We start from the raw sequence: 14,742 nt of genomic DNA, 5'->3' as shown, positions 1-14,742 counted from the left end.
GCAGTGCTTTGAGCAGCATGCGGCTAGCTTCCTAGTTTGCTCTTTGATTTTCATTGAGTACAGGCATAGTGACTGGATTCAGAAAAAAGGCCTCACCAGACGCTTCTCGGTTCTGGTAGGGCCTTTTCTTTATTCTTTTAAGTGATAAGAGTAGCTAGCGACAACGACGTCTTGGTGCCAACGAAGGGCATATTTGAGTTTGAGACTCATCTGATTGTGCAGGATATTTTGCCAAGGTTTATTAGGGATAAACTGGGGGACGAGAACAGTGACTGTATAGTTCTTCTTCTGAGCTTCCTCGGAAATCCGTTTGACATACTTGACAGTAGGGGTGATGATGTCGCGATAGCTGGTCTTGATATTTTTCAGAGTAATGGTTGGGAAGTAATCGGCAAATTCTTGGAGAATTTCTTGGTCTTTCTCTGCTGTTTCCTTAGTAGAAATGTGCATGGCTAAGACTTCATCACCTATACTTTGAGCGTAGTTAATGGCTCCGATGCTAACTCGGGTGACATTTCCTACTAGGACGAGGACAAGATTGCCATCGTAGGTACGTTTTTGGATTCCTTCATAGAGTCGCAGTTGTTGGGCTACTTTTTGGTAATGACTGTGAATCGCCAAGAAGAGTAGGGTGAGTACGAGAATAATGGGGAAGAAAGGCCAGATATCACTGAGACGGAAAAAGAGCAGGATCAGCACGATAGCGTAGCAAATGATGGCTCCAAGGATATTGGCAAGGGCAGGTTTTAAGAAATTTGCCCCTTTTTCTTTTTTCCAATGACGAATCATCCCAGTCTGAGAAAGGGCAAAGGGCACGAAGACCCCGATAGTATAAAGGGGAATCAAACGTTCGGTATTGCCATTAAAAATGAGAAGAAGAATCATAGCCCCAAATGCCAGAGTTAAAATTCCATTAGAGTAGCCTAGGCGGTCTCCTTTTTCCATAAAGAGATGGGGCATGTATTTGTTTTTAGCCATATTGTAAGCCAGCATAGGAAAGGCTGAAAAGCCAGTATTTGCAGCTACGGCTAAAATCAAGGCTGTGGAGAATTGGAAGAGATAATACCCAAGGTGGCCTATGAAGGAATTACCAAGGATGCCTTGAGCCATCTGTGAAAGAATAGTTTCTCCGTGTTGAGGCAGAATCCCCATCCAGTAGTTTAGAAGGGTGATACCAGCAAAAAGAAAACCTAAAATCAGTGACATGATGGTCAAGGTTTGAGCGGCATTCTTTTCTTTTGGAGCCTTGAAAAAGGGAACGGCATTTGAAATAGCTTCGACCCCTGTCAGAGAGGCAGATCCGCTGGTAAAAGCTCTTAGAATGAGAACGATAGATAGGTTCGGAATAGCATGCCCAATAGGTGAAGTTGCCTGATAGCTGAGAGAACCTGTCACTAGTTGAAAGATTCCATAGAGCAAGAGAAAGACAGTACTGATGATAAAGAGATAGACAGGAATCATCAGTGAACTGGCAGATTCTTTTAAGCCCCGTAAGTTCAAGAGCATGAGCAAGCAAACCAGAAAAATAGAGATGTGGAGGTTGTATGGGTGGAGAGCAGGAAGAGCTGCTGTGATAGCGTCCGCTCCAGATGAAACAGATACCGCTACGGTCAGCATATAGTCAACCAGAAGACTACCTCCAGCAATCAAGCCAAGTTCTGGAGATAGATTTTCTCGAGTAACCATATAGGCCCCTCCCCCTTGAGGGTAGGCATGGATGATTTGACGGTAGGAGACGGTCAGGCTAGCTAGGAGCAGGAGGACAAAGAGGCCGATAGGAAGGCTCCACCATATCGCAAGAGGAGAGAGACTAGTCAAGACGAGGACTACTTGCTCAGGCCCATAGGCAATGGAAGATAGAGCGTCGCTTGACAACATGGCCAAGGCCTGCATTTTTCCCAGCAGACCTCCCTCGCCTTCTGTTAAGGACTTAAGAGGACGACCGATAAAAGTCTGTTTTAATTTTGTAAACATGGTATTTTCCTTTTCTGAAAATTTCAATAAGTGCTATTATACTGCTTTGGGAAAATAGCGTCAAGAGACGACGATGGATTTTAGAATATTTTGTACAGATGAGGAGAGAGGGCAGTTTTTTGGTATAATAGAAGATAGAAAACGAGGTTAGAAGAGATGATTTTTGATACACATACACACTTGAATGTAGAAGAATTTGCAGGTCGTGAGGCAGAAGAAATCGCCTTAGCTACTGAGATGGGTGTGACACAGATGAATATTGTTGGTTTTGATCAGCCGACGATTGAGTGTGCTTTGGAGTTGGTGGATAAGTACGACCAACTCTACGTAACTATTGGTTGGCATCCGACAGAAGCTGGTACTTATACAGAGGAGATTGAAGCCTACTTGCTTGACAAGCTCAAGCATCCCAAGGTAGTTGCCTTGGGTGAGATTGGTTTGGACTACCATTGGATGACAGCGCCAAAAGAGGTGCAGGAGCAGGTTTTTCGCCGTCAGATTCAGCTATCTAAGGACTTGGATTTGCCTTTTGTTGTCCATACCCGTGATGCGCTAGAAGATACTTATGAAATTATCAAGAGTGAGGGCGTTGGTCCTCGAGGTGGTATCATGCACTCATTCTCAGGAACTCTTGAATGGGCTGAGAAGTTTGTGGAGCTTGGCATGACCATTTCCTTCTCAGGAGTGGTGACTTTCAAGAAGGCAACTGATATACAAGAGGCTGCTAGAGAACTTCCTTTGGACAAGATGTTAGTGGAAACAGATGCTCCCTACCTGGCTCCTGTTCCTAAACGAGGTCGTGAAAATAAAACAGCCTATACTCGTTATGTAGTGGACTTTATCGCCGACTTGCGTGGTATGACGACAGAAGAGCTAGCGGCAGCAACGACTGCAAATGCAGAACGAATTTTTGGATTGGACAGCAAGTAATGAAAGAGAAAATTTCCCAAGTTATCGTGGTTGAAGGTCGCGATGATACGGCCAATCTCAAACGTTATTTCGATGTAGAGACCTATGAGACACGAGGTTCTGCCATCAATGAGCAAGATATTGCACGTATTCAGCATCTACATGAGCTTCATGGAGTCATTGTCTTTACAGACCCAGATTTTAATGGGGAGCGGATTCGTCGTATGATTATGACGGCCATTCCAACAGTTCAGCATGCCTTCCTCAAACGAGATGAAGCTGTTCCTAAGTCTAAAACCAAGGGGCGTTCTCTGGGAATCGAACATGCTGACTATGAAGACCTGAAAACGGCTCTAGCTCAGGTGACAGAACAATTTGAACATGAGAGTCAGTTTGACATCAGTCGTAGCGACTTGATTCGCCTTGGTTTTCTAGCAGGGGCAGATAGCCGTAAGCGCAGAGAATATCTAGGAGAGGCTCTCCGAATCGGCTATTCCAACGGCAAGCAACTCCTCAAACGCCTAGAGTTGTTTGGGGTTACCTTGGCAGAAGTGGAAGAAGCTATGAAATCTTATGAGAACAGCTAAGCAGACCCCAAATGTAAGGGGAATGTGTTACAATAGTAGTAACAGATAATAGAAAAGAGAATAGATGAGAATTGCAGATTATAGCGTGACCAAGGCAGTGCTGGAGCGTCACGGTTTTACCTTTAAAAAGTCTTTCGGGCAAAACTTCTTGACGGATACCAATATCCTACAAAAAATCGTGGATACGGCTGAGATTGATGACCAAGTTAATGTCATTGAAATTGGCCCAGGGATTGGTGCCTTAACGGAGTTTCTGGCTGAGCGTGCGGCTCAGGTCATGGCCTTTGAAATTGACCATCGTTTGGTGCCGATTTTGGCAGATACCTTGCGTGATTTTGATAATGTGACCGTGGTCAATGAGGACATTCTCAAGGTTGACTTGGCGCAACATATCCAGAATTTTAAAAATCCTGACCTGCCAATTAAGGTAGTAGCCAACTTGCCTTACTACATCACGACACCTATTCTCATGCACTTAATCGAGAGTGGGATTCCTTTTAGTGAGTTTGTCGTTATGATGCAGAAAGAAGTGGCGGACCGCATTTCAGCCCAGCCTAACACCAAGGCTTATGGTAGCTTGTCGATTGCGGTTCAGTACTACATGACTGCCAAGGTTGCCTTCATCGTGCCTCGTACGGTCTTTGTGCCAGCGCCAAACGTGGACTCTGCTATTTTGAAAATGGTGCGTCGTCCAGAACCAGCCGTAGCAGTAGAAGATGAGAACTTCTTCTTTAAGATTTCCAAGGCTAGTTTTACCCATCGCCGCAAGACCTTGTGGAATAACTTGACAGGTTACTTTGGCAAGACTGAGGAAGTCAAGGACAAGCTGACCAAGGCCTTGGATCAAGCAGGTTTGTCACCAAGTGTACGTGGGGAAGCTCTCAGCTTGGCAGAATTTGCCAGCCTAGCAGATGCACTTAAAGGGCAAGGACTTTAAAATGCAGGGACAAATCATTAAAGCCTTGGCGGGGTTCTACTATGTAGAAAGTGATGGTCAGGTTTATCAAACACGCGCGCGTGGGAATTTCCGTAAAAAAGGCCATACTCCCTACGTTGGGGATTTAGTCGACTTTTCTGCCGAGGAAAATTCAGAAGGCTATATCCTCAAAATTCATGAACGGAAAAACAGTCTAGTCCGTCCGCCTATTGTTAATATTGATCAAGCTGTAGTAATCATGTCCGTCAAGGAACCTGATTTTAACAGCAATTTGCTGGATCGGTTCTTGGTTCTTTTGGAGCATAAGGGCATCCATCCCATCGTCTATATTTCCAAAATGGATTTGTTGGAAGATAGAGAAGAACTGGATTTTTATGAACAGACTTATGGTGATATCGGCTACGACTTTGTGACCAGTAAAGAGGGACTCCTGCCTTTGTTAACAGGCAAGGTTACAGTCTTTATGGGGCAGACAGGTGTTGGAAAATCAACTCTTCTCAATAAAATCGCACCAGACCTCAATCTTGAAACAGGAGAAATTTCAGACAGTCTGGGTCGCGGGCGCCACACTACTCGAGCGGTTAGTTTTTATAATCTCAATGGAGGTAAAATCGCAGACACACCAGGTTTTTCATCACTGGATTATGAAGTGTCAACGGCGGAAGACCTCAATCAGGCCTTCCCAGAGATTGCTAGTGTCAGCCGAAACTGCAAATTCCGCACTTGTACCCATACCCATGAGCCGTCCTGTGCAGTGAAGCCGGCAGTAGAAGAAGGTATCATTGCGTCCTTCCGTTTTGACAACTACCTGCAATTCCTCAGTGAGATTGAAAATCGCAGAGAAACCTATAAAAAAGTCAGCAAAAAAATTCCAAAATAAGGAGAACCCTATGTCTCAATACAAGATTGCTCCGTCAATTCTGGCAGCAGATTATGCCAACTTTGAACGTGAAATCAAACGTCTAGAAGCAACTGGGGCAGAATATGCCCATATCGATATCATGGATGGTCACTTTGTACCACAAATCAGTTTTGGTGCAGGTGTGGTCGAAGCTCTTCGACCTCATAGTAAGATGGTCTTTGACTGCCACTTGATGGTAGCTAATCCAGAGCATCATTTAGAAGACTTTGCGCGTGCAGGTGCGGATATCATCAGTATCCATGTGGAAGCAACGAATCATATTCATGGTGCCCTCCAAAAAATTCGTTCACTCGGTGTTAAGCCTTCAGTCGTTATCAATCCTGGCACACCAGTTGAAGCCGTCAAGCACGTTCTTCACCTAGTTGACCAAGTCTTAGTCATGACGGTTAACCCAGGCTTTGGTGGACAAGCCTTTCTACCAGAGACCATGGATAAGGTTCGTGAGTTGGTTGCCCTTCGTGATGAAAAAGGTTTGAACTTTGAAATCGAAGTGGATGGTGGGATTGATGATAAAACGATTGCTCAAGCCAAAGAAGCTGGTGCGACTGTTTTTGTAGCAGGTTCCTATGTCTTTAAGGGAGATGTCAATGAGCGAGTACAAACTCTCAGAAAACAACTGGACTAGGGTTGCTGTTTTTGCTGGCGGAGACCGCGGTCATTACCGGACGGACTTTGATAGCTTTGTCGGTGTTGATCGAGGCTCGCTCTGGGTCTTGGAAGAAAAGCTGCCTCTTGCTCTAGCAGTCGGAGATTTTGATTCTGTGACGGAAGAAGAGCGACAGGTGATTCAAAAACGTGCTCAGCATTTTGTCCAAGCCCGACCAGAAAAAGATGATACCGATTTGGAATTGGCTCTCTTAACCATTTTTGAGAAGAATTCTCAGGCTCAGGTTACTATTTTTGGTGCCCTAGGGGGGCGTATTGATCATATGCTGGCCAATGTCTTTCTGCCTAGCAATCCCAAGTTGGCGCCCTATATGCGTCAGATAGCGATTGAGGATGGGCAAAACTTGATTGCCTATTGTCCAGAAGGGACTAGTCAGCTACATCCCCGTTCAGACTACGACTATCTAGCCTTTATGCCAGTTCGGGATAGCCAGTTGACTATTCTTGGTGCCAAGTATGAGTTGACAGAGGAAAATTTTTTCTTTAAAAAAGTGTACGCTTCTAACGAATATATAGATAGGGAAGTTTCGGTGACTTGCCCAGATGGCTATGTGGTCGTGCTACATAGTAAGGACAGGAGGTAGGATGGAAAGTTTACTTGTTCTATTATTGATTGCCAACCTAGCTGGACTCTTTCTGATTTGGCAGAGGCAGGATAAGCAGGAAAAATATCTAGCCAAGAGCTTGGAGGATCAGGCAGATCACTTGTCAGACCAGTTGGATTACCGCTTTGAACAAGCCAGACAAGCCAGCCAGTTAGATCAAAAAGACTTGGAAGTAGCTGTCAGCGACCGTTTGCAAGAAGTTCGAATCGAATTGCACCAAGGCTTAACTCAAGTTCGTCAAGAAATGACTGAGAATCTCCTCCAAACTAGGGATAAGACTGACCAACGTCTCCAAGCCTTGCAGGAATCAAATGAGCAACGTTTGGAACAAATGCGCCAGACAGTAGAGGAAAAACTAGAAAAGACCTTGCAGACGCGTTTACAAGCCTCCTTTGAGACAGTTTCCAAACAACTGGAGTCTGTCAATCGTGGCCTTGGAGAAATGCAGACAGTTGCCCGCGATGTTGGCGCCCTCAACAAGGTTCTCTCTGGAACTAAAACGCGAGGGATTCTGGGAGAATTGCAACTGGGGCAAATCATCGAAGACATCATGACACCTGCCCAGTATGAACGAGAATACGCAACGGTTGAAAACTCCAGTGAACGAGTGGAGTATGCCATCAAGTTACCTGGCCAAGGCGACCAAGAATATGTCTACCTACCGATTGACTCCAAGTTTCCACTGGCAGATTATTACCGCCTAGAAGAAGCTTATGAAGCAGGTGATAGGGACGAGATTGAACGTTGTCGTAAATCGCTTTTAGCAAGCGTCAAGCGCTTTGCCAAGGATATCAAGAGTAAGTACATAGCACCGCCTCGGACGACCAATTTTGGAGTTTTGTTTGTTCCGACAGAAGGTCTCTACTCAGAAATCGTCCGCAATCCTGTCTTCTTTGATGATTTGAGACGGGAGGAGCAGATTATTGTCGCAGGTCCAAGTACCCTATCAGCCCTGCTTAACTCTCTATCAGTTGGTTTCAAAACTCTCAATATCCAAAAGAGTGCCGACCATATCAGCAAGACTCTTGCCAGTGTCAAGACCGAGTTTGGCAAGTTTGGTGGCATTCTGGTTAAGGCACAAAAACACCTCCAACATGCCTCTGGCAATATTGATGAATTATTAAACCGTCGCACTACAGCTATCGAGCGGACGCTCCGTCACATTGAGTTGTCAGAAGGTGAGCCTGCGCTTGATCTATTCCATTTCCAAGAAGATGAGGAAGAATATGAAGATTAGTCACATGAAAAAAGATGAGCTATTTGAAGGCTTTTACCTAATCAAATCAGCTGACCTGAGGCAAACTCGAGCTGGGAAAAACTACCTAGCCTTTACCTTCCAAGATGATAGTGGCGAGATTGAAGGGAAGCTCTGGGATGCCCAACCTCATAACGTTGAGGCCTATACTGCAGGTAAGGTTGTCCACATGAAAGGACGCCGAGAAGTTTATAACAACACTCCTCAAGTCAATCAAATTACTCTCCGCCTGCCTCAGCCTGGTGAACCCAATGATCCAGCTGATTTCAAGGTCAAGTCGCCAGTTGATGTCAAGGAAATCCGTGACTATATGTCGCAAATGATTTTTAAAATTGAAAATCCTGTTTGGCAACGGATTGTCCGAAAGCTCTACACCAAGTATGATAAGGAATTTTACTCCTATCCAGCTGCCAAGACTAACCACCATGCCTTTGAAACGGGCTTGGCTTATCATACGGCAACCATGGTGCGTTTGGCGGATGCTATTAGCGAGGTCTATCCTCAGCTCAATAAGAGCCTGCTTTATGCGGGGATTATGTTGCATGATTTGGCGAAAGTCATTGAGTTGACGGGACCAGACCAGACTGAGTATACAGTGCGAGGCAATCTCCTTGGGCATATTGCTTTGATTGATAGCGAAATTACTAAAACAGTGATGGAACTCGGCATCGATGATACCAAGGAAGAAGTCGTTTTACTTCGTCACGTCATCCTCAGTCACCACGGCTTGCTTGAGTATGGAAGTCCAGTCCGTCCACGCATTATGGAAGCAGAGATTATCCATATGATTGACAATCTGGATGCTAGCATGATGATGATGTCAACAGCTCTGGCTTTGGTGGATAAGGGAGAGATGACCAATAAAATCTTTGCAATGGACAATCGTTCCTTCTATAAACCAGATTTAGATTAATAATTTAAGAAAAATGAGCATTTTTTAGAACAAGAATGTTCGTTTTTTTATGTGAATATGGTATAATAAGTAAAAGACAAAAATTAATACTCTTCTAAAATCTCTTCAAACTAGGGTAGCATCGCCTTATCGTATGTATATATGTAGGTATATTACAGACTTTGTCAGTTCTATCGACAATCTCAAAACAGTGTTTTGAATCGCCAGCGACCAGCTTTCTAGTTTGCTTTTTGATTTTTTGAATAAAAATGGAATAGGAAATAGAAATGAAATTAAGAAGAAGTGATCGGATGGTTGTCATTTCCAACTATTTGATTAATAATCCTTATAAACTAACTAGTCTCAATACTTTTGCTGAAAAGTATGAATCTGCTAAATCATCCATCTCAGAAGATATCGTGATTATCAAACGAGCCTTTGAGGAAATCGAAATTGGTCACATCCAGACTGTAACTGGGGCTGGAGGAGGTGTTATCTTTACACCGTCTATTTCGAGTCAGGATGCTAAGGAAATGGTTGAAGACTTACGTGCCAAGTTGTCAGAAAGTGATCGTATCTTGCCAGGTGGTTACATCTACCTGTCCGATTTGCTTAGCACACCAGCCATCTTGAAAAATATTGGTCGCATTATTGCCAAGAGCTTTATGGACCAAAAAATTGATGCAGTTATGACCGTAGCGACTAAGGGTGTGCCACTTGCAAATGCAGTTGCCAATGTCCTCAATGTTCCTTTTGTTATTGTGCGCCGTGACCTGAAAATTACCGAAGGTTCAACTGTCAGCGTCAACTATGTATCAGGTTCAAGTGGTGACCGTATTGAGAAAATGTTCCTTTCAAAACGCAGCCTCAAGGCAGGCAGCCGTGTCTTGATTGTGGATGACTTCTTGAAAGGCGGAGGAACTGTCAACGGGATGATTAGTCTCTTGCGTGAGTTTGATTCAGAATTGGCAGGTGTAGCGGTCTTTGCGGACAATGCCCAAGAAGAACGTGAAAAGCAGTTTGACTACAAGTCACTCTTGAAGGTAACCAATATTGATGTCAAGAACCAAGCCATCGATGTTGAGGTTGGCAATATCTTTGACGAAGATAAATAAGAGATAGAACTAAAGGTTGGAACGATAGTCCCAGCCTTTCTTTGCAAATAGAATAGAAGGAAGCTTATGAAAACACCATTTATCAATAAAGAAGACTTAGAAGCGATTGTTGCCGAGTTCCCGACTCCCTTTCACTTGTATGATGAGAAGGGGATTCGTGAGAAGGCAAGAGCTGTCAACCAAGCCTTTTCGTGGAACAAGGGCTTTAAGGAATATTTTGCAGTTAAGGCTACTCCAACACCAGCTATTTTGAAAATTCTCCAAGAGGAAGGTTGTGGTGTGGATTGCTCTAGTTATGTGGAGCTTTTGATGAGCCATAAATTGGATTTTCCAGGTTCTGAGATCATGTTCTCTTCAAACAACACGCCAGACAAGGAATATGCCTATGCGCGTGAATTGGGTGCGACCATTAACTTGGATGCTTTTGAAGATATTGAGCATCTGGAGAGAGCAGCAGGCATTCCAGAAATCATCTCTTGTCGTTATAATCCTGGAGGTGTTTTTGAGCTAGGGACAGACATTATGGACAATCCTGGAGAGGCCAAATTTGGTATGACCAAGGACCAGCTCTTTGAAGCTTTTGCCATCTTGAAGCAAAAAGGAGCTAAGACCTTTGGGATTCACTCCTTCCTAGCATCTAATACTGTTACTCATCTCTATTATCCAGAGTTGGCCCGTCAACTCTTTGAATTGGCTGTTGAAATCAAGGAAAAGTTGGGCATTTCGCTAGACTTTATCAATCTTTCTGGCGGTATTGGTGTCAATTATCGTCCAGACCAGGAGCCAAATGATATTGCCTTGATTGGTGAGGGAGTTCGTAAGGTGTATGAAGAGGTCCTTACGCCAGCAGGTCTTGGTCAGGTCAAGATTTTCACCGAATTGGGTCGTTTTATGTTGGCACCTCATGGGGCTCTAGTCACAAGAGTCACTCATAAGAAGGAAACCTACCGTACCTATCTAGGTGTGGATGCATCAGCAGTCAACCTCATGCGTCCAGCCATGTACGGCGCCTACCACCATATTACCAATATGACTCATCCAGAAGGACCAGCTGAAGTAGTAGATGTGGTTGGTTCACTCTGTGAAAACAATGATAAATTTGCAGTGAATCGCGAACTGCCTCATACAGAAATCGGTGATTTGCTGGTAATTCATGATACAGGTGCCCACGGATTTTCAATGGGATACCAGTACAACGCCAAACTTCGTTCTGCGGAAATCCTCTATACCGAAGAAGGTAAAGCCCGTCAAATCCGCCGTGCGGAGCGCCCTGAGGACTATTTTGCAACCTTATATGGCTTTGATTTTGAAGAATAAAATGATAAGTAATTGAAAATGAAATTGAAAAACAGATTGCTTTCTAAAAAATAGGCAAAAATCTTGTTTTTCCTTCAAGTCGTGATATAATAAAACTATAAAACGTTTTCAAGGAAGGTAACGATATGTCTGAAGAAACAATTGATTATGGACAAGTGACAGGAATGGTGCATTCGACAGAAAGTTTTGGGGCGGTAGATGGCCCTGGTATTCGCTTTATTGTCTTTTTGCAGGGCTGTCACATGCGTTGCCAGTATTGCCATAACCCGGATACTTGGGCTATGGAGTCCAATAAGTCACGTGAACGGACGGTAGATGATGTCTTGACAGAGGCCTTGCGCTACCGCGGTTTCTGGGGAAATAAGGGCGGTATTACAGTCAGTGGAGGAGAAGCCCTCTTGCAGATTGATTTCCTGATTGCTCTCTTCACCAAGGCTAAGGAACAAGGAATCCACTGTACTTTGGACACCTGTGCCCTTCCTTTCCGTAATAAACCACGTTACCTTGAGAAGTTTGACAAACTCATGGCTGTCACTGACTTGGTCCTCTTGGATATCAAAGAAATCAACGAAGAACAGCACAAGATTGTTACTAGCCAAACCAATAAAAATATCTTGGCCTGTGCCCAGTATTTATCAGATATTGGAAAACCTGTCTGGATTCGCCACGTGCTAGTTCCAGGGTTGACAGACAGAGATGATGACTTGATTGAACTTGGTAAATTCGTCAAGACCCTTAAAAATGTTGATAAGTTTGAAATTCTACCTTATCACACTATGGGAGAATTCAAATGGCGTGAATTGGGAATTCCATATTCACTCGAAGGGGTTAAACCACCAACAGCAGATCGCGTCAAGAACGCTAAAAAACTCATGGATACCGAAAGTTACCAAGACTATATGAAACGTGTACATGGATAAAAAAGAAGCCTGATGGAAACGAGCCTACTGAAAAAGTCATTAAATTGATGGCTTTTTTGTTATACTAGAGATGAGGTGAAATAATGCTTGATAATCAGTTAACTATGGATGTCAGTCCTTATTCTAGTTTGTATGATATCGTGGTTCCTAAAACCCACTTTTTACGTCAGCTAACTGAACTCTGTGATTTTAGCTTTATTTATGATGAACTAGAAAAGAATTATCGTCCCGATTTTGGGCGTAAAGCTTATTCACCGATTATGATGTTCAAATATCTCTTGTTAAAAGATATTTATAAGTTATCAGATGTAGATGTGGTAGGACGTTCCTTGTCAGATATGGCCTTTAAATTTTTTCTTGGTCTAGCTCCTGAGGATTCTGTTATCGAGCCATCCTCTTTGACAAAATTTAGAAAGCTAAGAATTAAAGATGATAAACTGCTTGATGTATTGATTCAGAAGTCTGTTCAAATTGCACTCGAACATAACTTGATTAAGAGTAAAATCCTCATTGTGGATGCCACTCACACCAAATCTCATTATAATCATAAGAAACCCCAAGAAATCCTTAGAGAGCGTTCAAAAGCTTTACGTAAAACAATTTATCAACATTCAGAAGATATCAAAATAGAATTTCCAAAGAAACCTCAGGAAGATAACCTCGAAGCAGAGTTGACCTATACAGAGGAATTAATGGCTGTGGTTGAAAAACACGAGGAACTCTTAGCCCTACCGGCTGTGTCTCAAAAGTTCAATTACCTAAAAGAGGCTGTCGAGGACGACTTAGAACACTTGGAAGCTTCTGTTAAGGAGGAGGCTAGGCTTGGACATAAGACAGCCGACAGCTCTTTCTATGGATATAAAAGTCATATCGCTATGACGGATGAACGGATTATTACTGCTTGTGTGGTCACTTCTGGTGAACAAAGCGATGGGAAATATTTACCTGAGTTATATGCCAAAACAAAGGAAAATAGTCTGGACATCGAGACTATTATTGGTGATGCGGCTTATTCAGGAAAGGACAATATTCAACTAGCTCGCAAAGAAAAGATTCATTTGGTGTCAAAACTGAACCCTTCAGTTTCAAAAGGTTACCGTAAAGAAGAGGATGCGTTTGAATTTAATAAAGATGCAGGGCTATTTGTCTGTCCAGAAGGACACATGGCTGTTCGCAAAGCAAGGACAGGGAAAAAATATCAAAATAAGAATCAAGTTGTCACTCATTACTTTGACATTGAGAAGTGCAAGAGTTGCCTTTCCAAGGAAGGATGTTATAAGGAGGGGGCAAAGTCTAAAACTTATTCAATAGCCATTAAGAGTGACGACCATCTTTTCCAGAAGAAATTTCAGGAAACACCTTATTTTAAAGAAATGGCCAGACATCGCTATAAAATCGAAGCAAAGAATGCCGAACTAAAACAGAGACATGGCTTTGATGTCGCGAGAGCATCGGGTCTTTTCAGCATGGAGTTACAGGCAGCCACAACCATCTTCGTGGTCAATATGAAACGAATTATGACCTTAATAAATACAAAATAACCGAGGAACTCGCTCAAATTAACGAGAGATTCCTCGGTTTTCATTTCATTAAAAGTAAGAGACCTATTTTTTCAGTGGACTCGATGGAAACATCGGGCTTTTAAATTTACACAAATATAGATAATTAAATGAAACAAAATTTTATACTCTTCGAAAATCTCTTCAAACCACGTCAGCGTCGCTTTGTCGTATATATGTGACTGACTTCGTCAGTCTTATCTACAACCTCAAAACCGTGTTTTGAGCAGCCTGCGGCTAGCTTCCTAGTTTGCTCTTTGATTTTCATTGAGTATTAAATCTTTTTTACTCTCTAAATTCTGAAAAAAATCCGAAAATGAGTGTATAAGATATAGTTACTTTTAGAAATATTAAATAGAATAGGAGAACATCTATGGAACAAAGTATTACCATTAAAAATTTATGTAAGTCGTATGGCCAAACTCAAATTTTAAAAGATATTTCTTTTGAAGCAAAAGCAGGTAAAGTGACTGCTTTCCTGGGTCCAAATGGAGCTGGTAAAAGTTCAACCTTACGTATTTTATTAGGATTAGACAAAGCAACATCTGGTCTTACCAAAATTGGAGATCAAACTTATAAGGAATTAAAATTTCCTCTAAAGACTGTAGGAGCTTCATTTGACAGTGTAGGAGCTCCTGATGATCGGACTGTTTATCAACATTTGAAAATTGTTGCTGCTAGTAATGGGATATCCAGTCAGCGAATTGAACAAGTCTTGGATATGGTGGATATTAGTCATAAGAAAAAATCTAAAATTGGGAAATTATCATTAGGAGAAGGACAACGCTTGGGAATTGCAACAGCTCTATTAGGAAATCCTCAATATCTGATATTGGATGAACCGACTAATGGGTTGGATCCAAGAGGAATTCGGTGGTTTAGAGAGTTTATAAAAAAACAAGCTCAAGAAGGGAAGACCGTCTTACTGTCATCTCATATATTATCGGAAGTGGAAGCAGTAACAGATGATGTAGTTATCATAAATAAAGGAAAAGTTCTTATAAAAGGGACTTTACAAGAAGTGATGAAAAATCTTTCTTCACTAGAGGAAGTCTTCTTTAGTTTAACAGAGGGAGGGAAGTGA

14 protein-coding genes are annotated in these 14,742 nt (G+C 42.7%); 13 read left to right on the top strand and 1 reads right to left on the bottom strand.

Annotation, left to right across the window (positions count from 1 at the left end; genetic code table 11):
- Positions 1-129: 129 nt before the first annotated feature.
- Positions 130-1,974: an APC family permease gene (locus ACAM22_RS08395; RefSeq protein WP_369606676.1), complete on the bottom strand. Its 1,845-nt coding sequence runs from the start codon at positions 1,972-1,974 to the stop codon at positions 130-132.
- 156 nt (positions 1,975-2,130) lie between these two features.
- On the opposite strand from ACAM22_RS08395, the gene ACAM22_RS08390 reads away from it, so the two are divergent.
- From ACAM22_RS08390 to ACAM22_RS08330, 13 genes are all read left to right on the top strand, one after another.
- Entirely contained in the window at positions 2,131-2,904 is a 774-nt protein-coding gene (locus tag ACAM22_RS08390; protein ID WP_261052333.1) for a TatD family hydrolase, read from the top strand.
- On the top strand, positions 2,904-3,470 hold the full coding sequence (gene rnmV, locus ACAM22_RS08385) for a ribonuclease M5 (RefSeq protein WP_261052336.1): 567 nt from the start codon (positions 2,904-2,906) through the stop codon (positions 3,468-3,470). The genes ACAM22_RS08390 and rnmV overlap by 1 nt, the downstream gene beginning before the upstream one ends.
- Positions 3,471-3,534: 64 nt before the next feature.
- Complete coding sequence (gene rsmA, locus ACAM22_RS08380) at positions 3,535-4,407, top strand: 16S rRNA (adenine(1518)-N(6)/adenine(1519)-N(6))-dimethyltransferase RsmA (protein WP_261063494.1); 873 nt, start codon at positions 3,535-3,537, stop codon at positions 4,405-4,407.
- A 1-nt stretch (position 4,408) separates the two neighbouring features.
- Positions 4,409-5,287, top strand: coding sequence for a ribosome small subunit-dependent GTPase A (gene rsgA, locus ACAM22_RS08375; protein ID WP_261140670.1), 879 nt, complete (start codon positions 4,409-4,411; stop codon positions 5,285-5,287).
- Between the two features lie 10 nt (positions 5,288-5,297).
- Positions 5,298-5,954 carry a ribulose-phosphate 3-epimerase gene (gene rpe / locus ACAM22_RS08370; RefSeq protein WP_261140671.1) on the top strand — a complete coding sequence of 219 codons (657 nt, stop codon included), beginning with the start codon at positions 5,298-5,300 and terminating at the stop codon, positions 5,952-5,954.
- Positions 5,917-6,579 (top strand): thiamine diphosphokinase, encoded by a 663-nt coding sequence (locus tag ACAM22_RS08365; protein WP_369606675.1) that lies wholly within the window; start codon positions 5,917-5,919, stop codon positions 6,577-6,579. The genes rpe and ACAM22_RS08365 overlap by 38 nt, the downstream gene beginning before the upstream one ends.
- Position 6,580: 1 nt before the next feature.
- A complete protein-coding gene (gene rmuC, locus ACAM22_RS08360) occupies positions 6,581-7,837 on the top strand; it encodes a DNA recombination protein RmuC (RefSeq protein ID WP_261052361.1) in 1,257 nt (418 codons plus the stop codon).
- Positions 7,827-8,768 carry a 3'-5' exoribonuclease YhaM family protein gene (locus ACAM22_RS08355; RefSeq protein WP_000703213.1) on the top strand — a complete coding sequence of 314 codons (942 nt, stop codon included), beginning with the start codon at positions 7,827-7,829 and terminating at the stop codon, positions 8,766-8,768. Before rmuC ends, ACAM22_RS08355 begins: the two co-directional genes overlap by 11 nt.
- Before the next feature lie 266 nt (positions 8,769-9,034).
- Positions 9,035-9,862: a pur operon repressor gene (purR, locus tag ACAM22_RS08350; RefSeq protein ID WP_023943469.1), complete on the top strand. Its 828-nt coding sequence runs from the start codon at positions 9,035-9,037 to the stop codon at positions 9,860-9,862.
- A 66-nt stretch (positions 9,863-9,928) separates the two neighbouring features.
- Positions 9,929-11,179 carry a diaminopimelate decarboxylase gene (locus tag ACAM22_RS08345; RefSeq protein ID WP_369606674.1) on the top strand — a complete coding sequence of 417 codons (1,251 nt, stop codon included), beginning with the start codon at positions 9,929-9,931 and terminating at the stop codon, positions 11,177-11,179.
- A gap of 125 nt (positions 11,180-11,304) precedes the next feature.
- On the top strand, positions 11,305-12,099 hold the full coding sequence (pflA, locus tag ACAM22_RS08340) for a pyruvate formate-lyase-activating protein (RefSeq protein WP_004255837.1): 795 nt from the start codon (positions 11,305-11,307) through the stop codon (positions 12,097-12,099).
- Positions 12,100-12,182: 83 nt separating this feature from the next.
- Positions 12,183-13,640 carry an IS1182 family transposase gene (locus ACAM22_RS08335; RefSeq protein ID WP_101786106.1) on the top strand — a complete coding sequence of 486 codons (1,458 nt, stop codon included), beginning with the start codon at positions 12,183-12,185 and terminating at the stop codon, positions 13,638-13,640.
- A gap of 391 nt (positions 13,641-14,031) precedes the next feature.
- Entirely contained in the window at positions 14,032-14,742 is a 711-nt protein-coding gene (locus ACAM22_RS08330; RefSeq protein WP_020901990.1) for an ABC transporter ATP-binding protein, read from the top strand.

Source organism: Streptococcus sp. SN-1 (genome assembly GCF_041154385.1).
GTDB lineage: Bacteria > Bacillota > Bacilli > Lactobacillales > Streptococcaceae > Streptococcus > Streptococcus mitis_CT.
This window is presented reverse-complemented; position numbering and strand designations above follow the sequence as displayed.

Excerpts from the sequence above, each read along its gene's own strand:
- ACAM22_RS08390 (WP_261052333.1), top strand. The coding sequence starts at position 2,131 with ATGATTTTTGATACACATACACACTTGAATGTAGAAGAATTTGCAGGT.
- ACAM22_RS08395 (WP_369606676.1), bottom strand. The coding sequence starts at position 1,974 with ATGTTTACAAAATTAAAACAGACTTTTATCGGTCGTCCTCTTAAGTCC.
- rmuC (WP_261052361.1), top strand. The coding sequence starts at position 6,581 with ATGGAAAGTTTACTTGTTCTATTATTGATTGCCAACCTAGCTGGACTC.
- ACAM22_RS08365 (WP_369606675.1), top strand. The coding sequence starts at position 5,917 with ATGAGCGAGTACAAACTCTCAGAAAACAACTGGACTAGGGTTGCTGTT.
- rsmA (WP_261063494.1), top strand. The coding sequence starts at position 3,535 with ATGAGAATTGCAGATTATAGCGTGACCAAGGCAGTGCTGGAGCGTCAC.
- rnmV (WP_261052336.1), top strand. The coding sequence starts at position 2,904 with ATGAAAGAGAAAATTTCCCAAGTTATCGTGGTTGAAGGTCGCGATGAT.
- ACAM22_RS08330 (WP_020901990.1), top strand. The coding sequence starts at position 14,032 with ATGGAACAAAGTATTACCATTAAAAATTTATGTAAGTCGTATGGCCAA.
- ACAM22_RS08345 (WP_369606674.1), top strand. The coding sequence starts at position 9,929 with ATGAAAACACCATTTATCAATAAAGAAGACTTAGAAGCGATTGTTGCC.
- ACAM22_RS08335 (WP_101786106.1), top strand. The coding sequence starts at position 12,183 with ATGCTTGATAATCAGTTAACTATGGATGTCAGTCCTTATTCTAGTTTG.
- purR (WP_023943469.1), top strand. The coding sequence starts at position 9,035 with ATGAAATTAAGAAGAAGTGATCGGATGGTTGTCATTTCCAACTATTTG.
- pflA (WP_004255837.1), top strand. The coding sequence starts at position 11,305 with ATGTCTGAAGAAACAATTGATTATGGACAAGTGACAGGAATGGTGCAT.
- rpe (WP_261140671.1), top strand. The coding sequence starts at position 5,298 with ATGTCTCAATACAAGATTGCTCCGTCAATTCTGGCAGCAGATTATGCC.
- ACAM22_RS08355 (WP_000703213.1), top strand. The coding sequence starts at position 7,827 with ATGAAGATTAGTCACATGAAAAAAGATGAGCTATTTGAAGGCTTTTAC.
- rsgA (WP_261140670.1), top strand. The coding sequence starts at position 4,409 with ATGCAGGGACAAATCATTAAAGCCTTGGCGGGGTTCTACTATGTAGAA.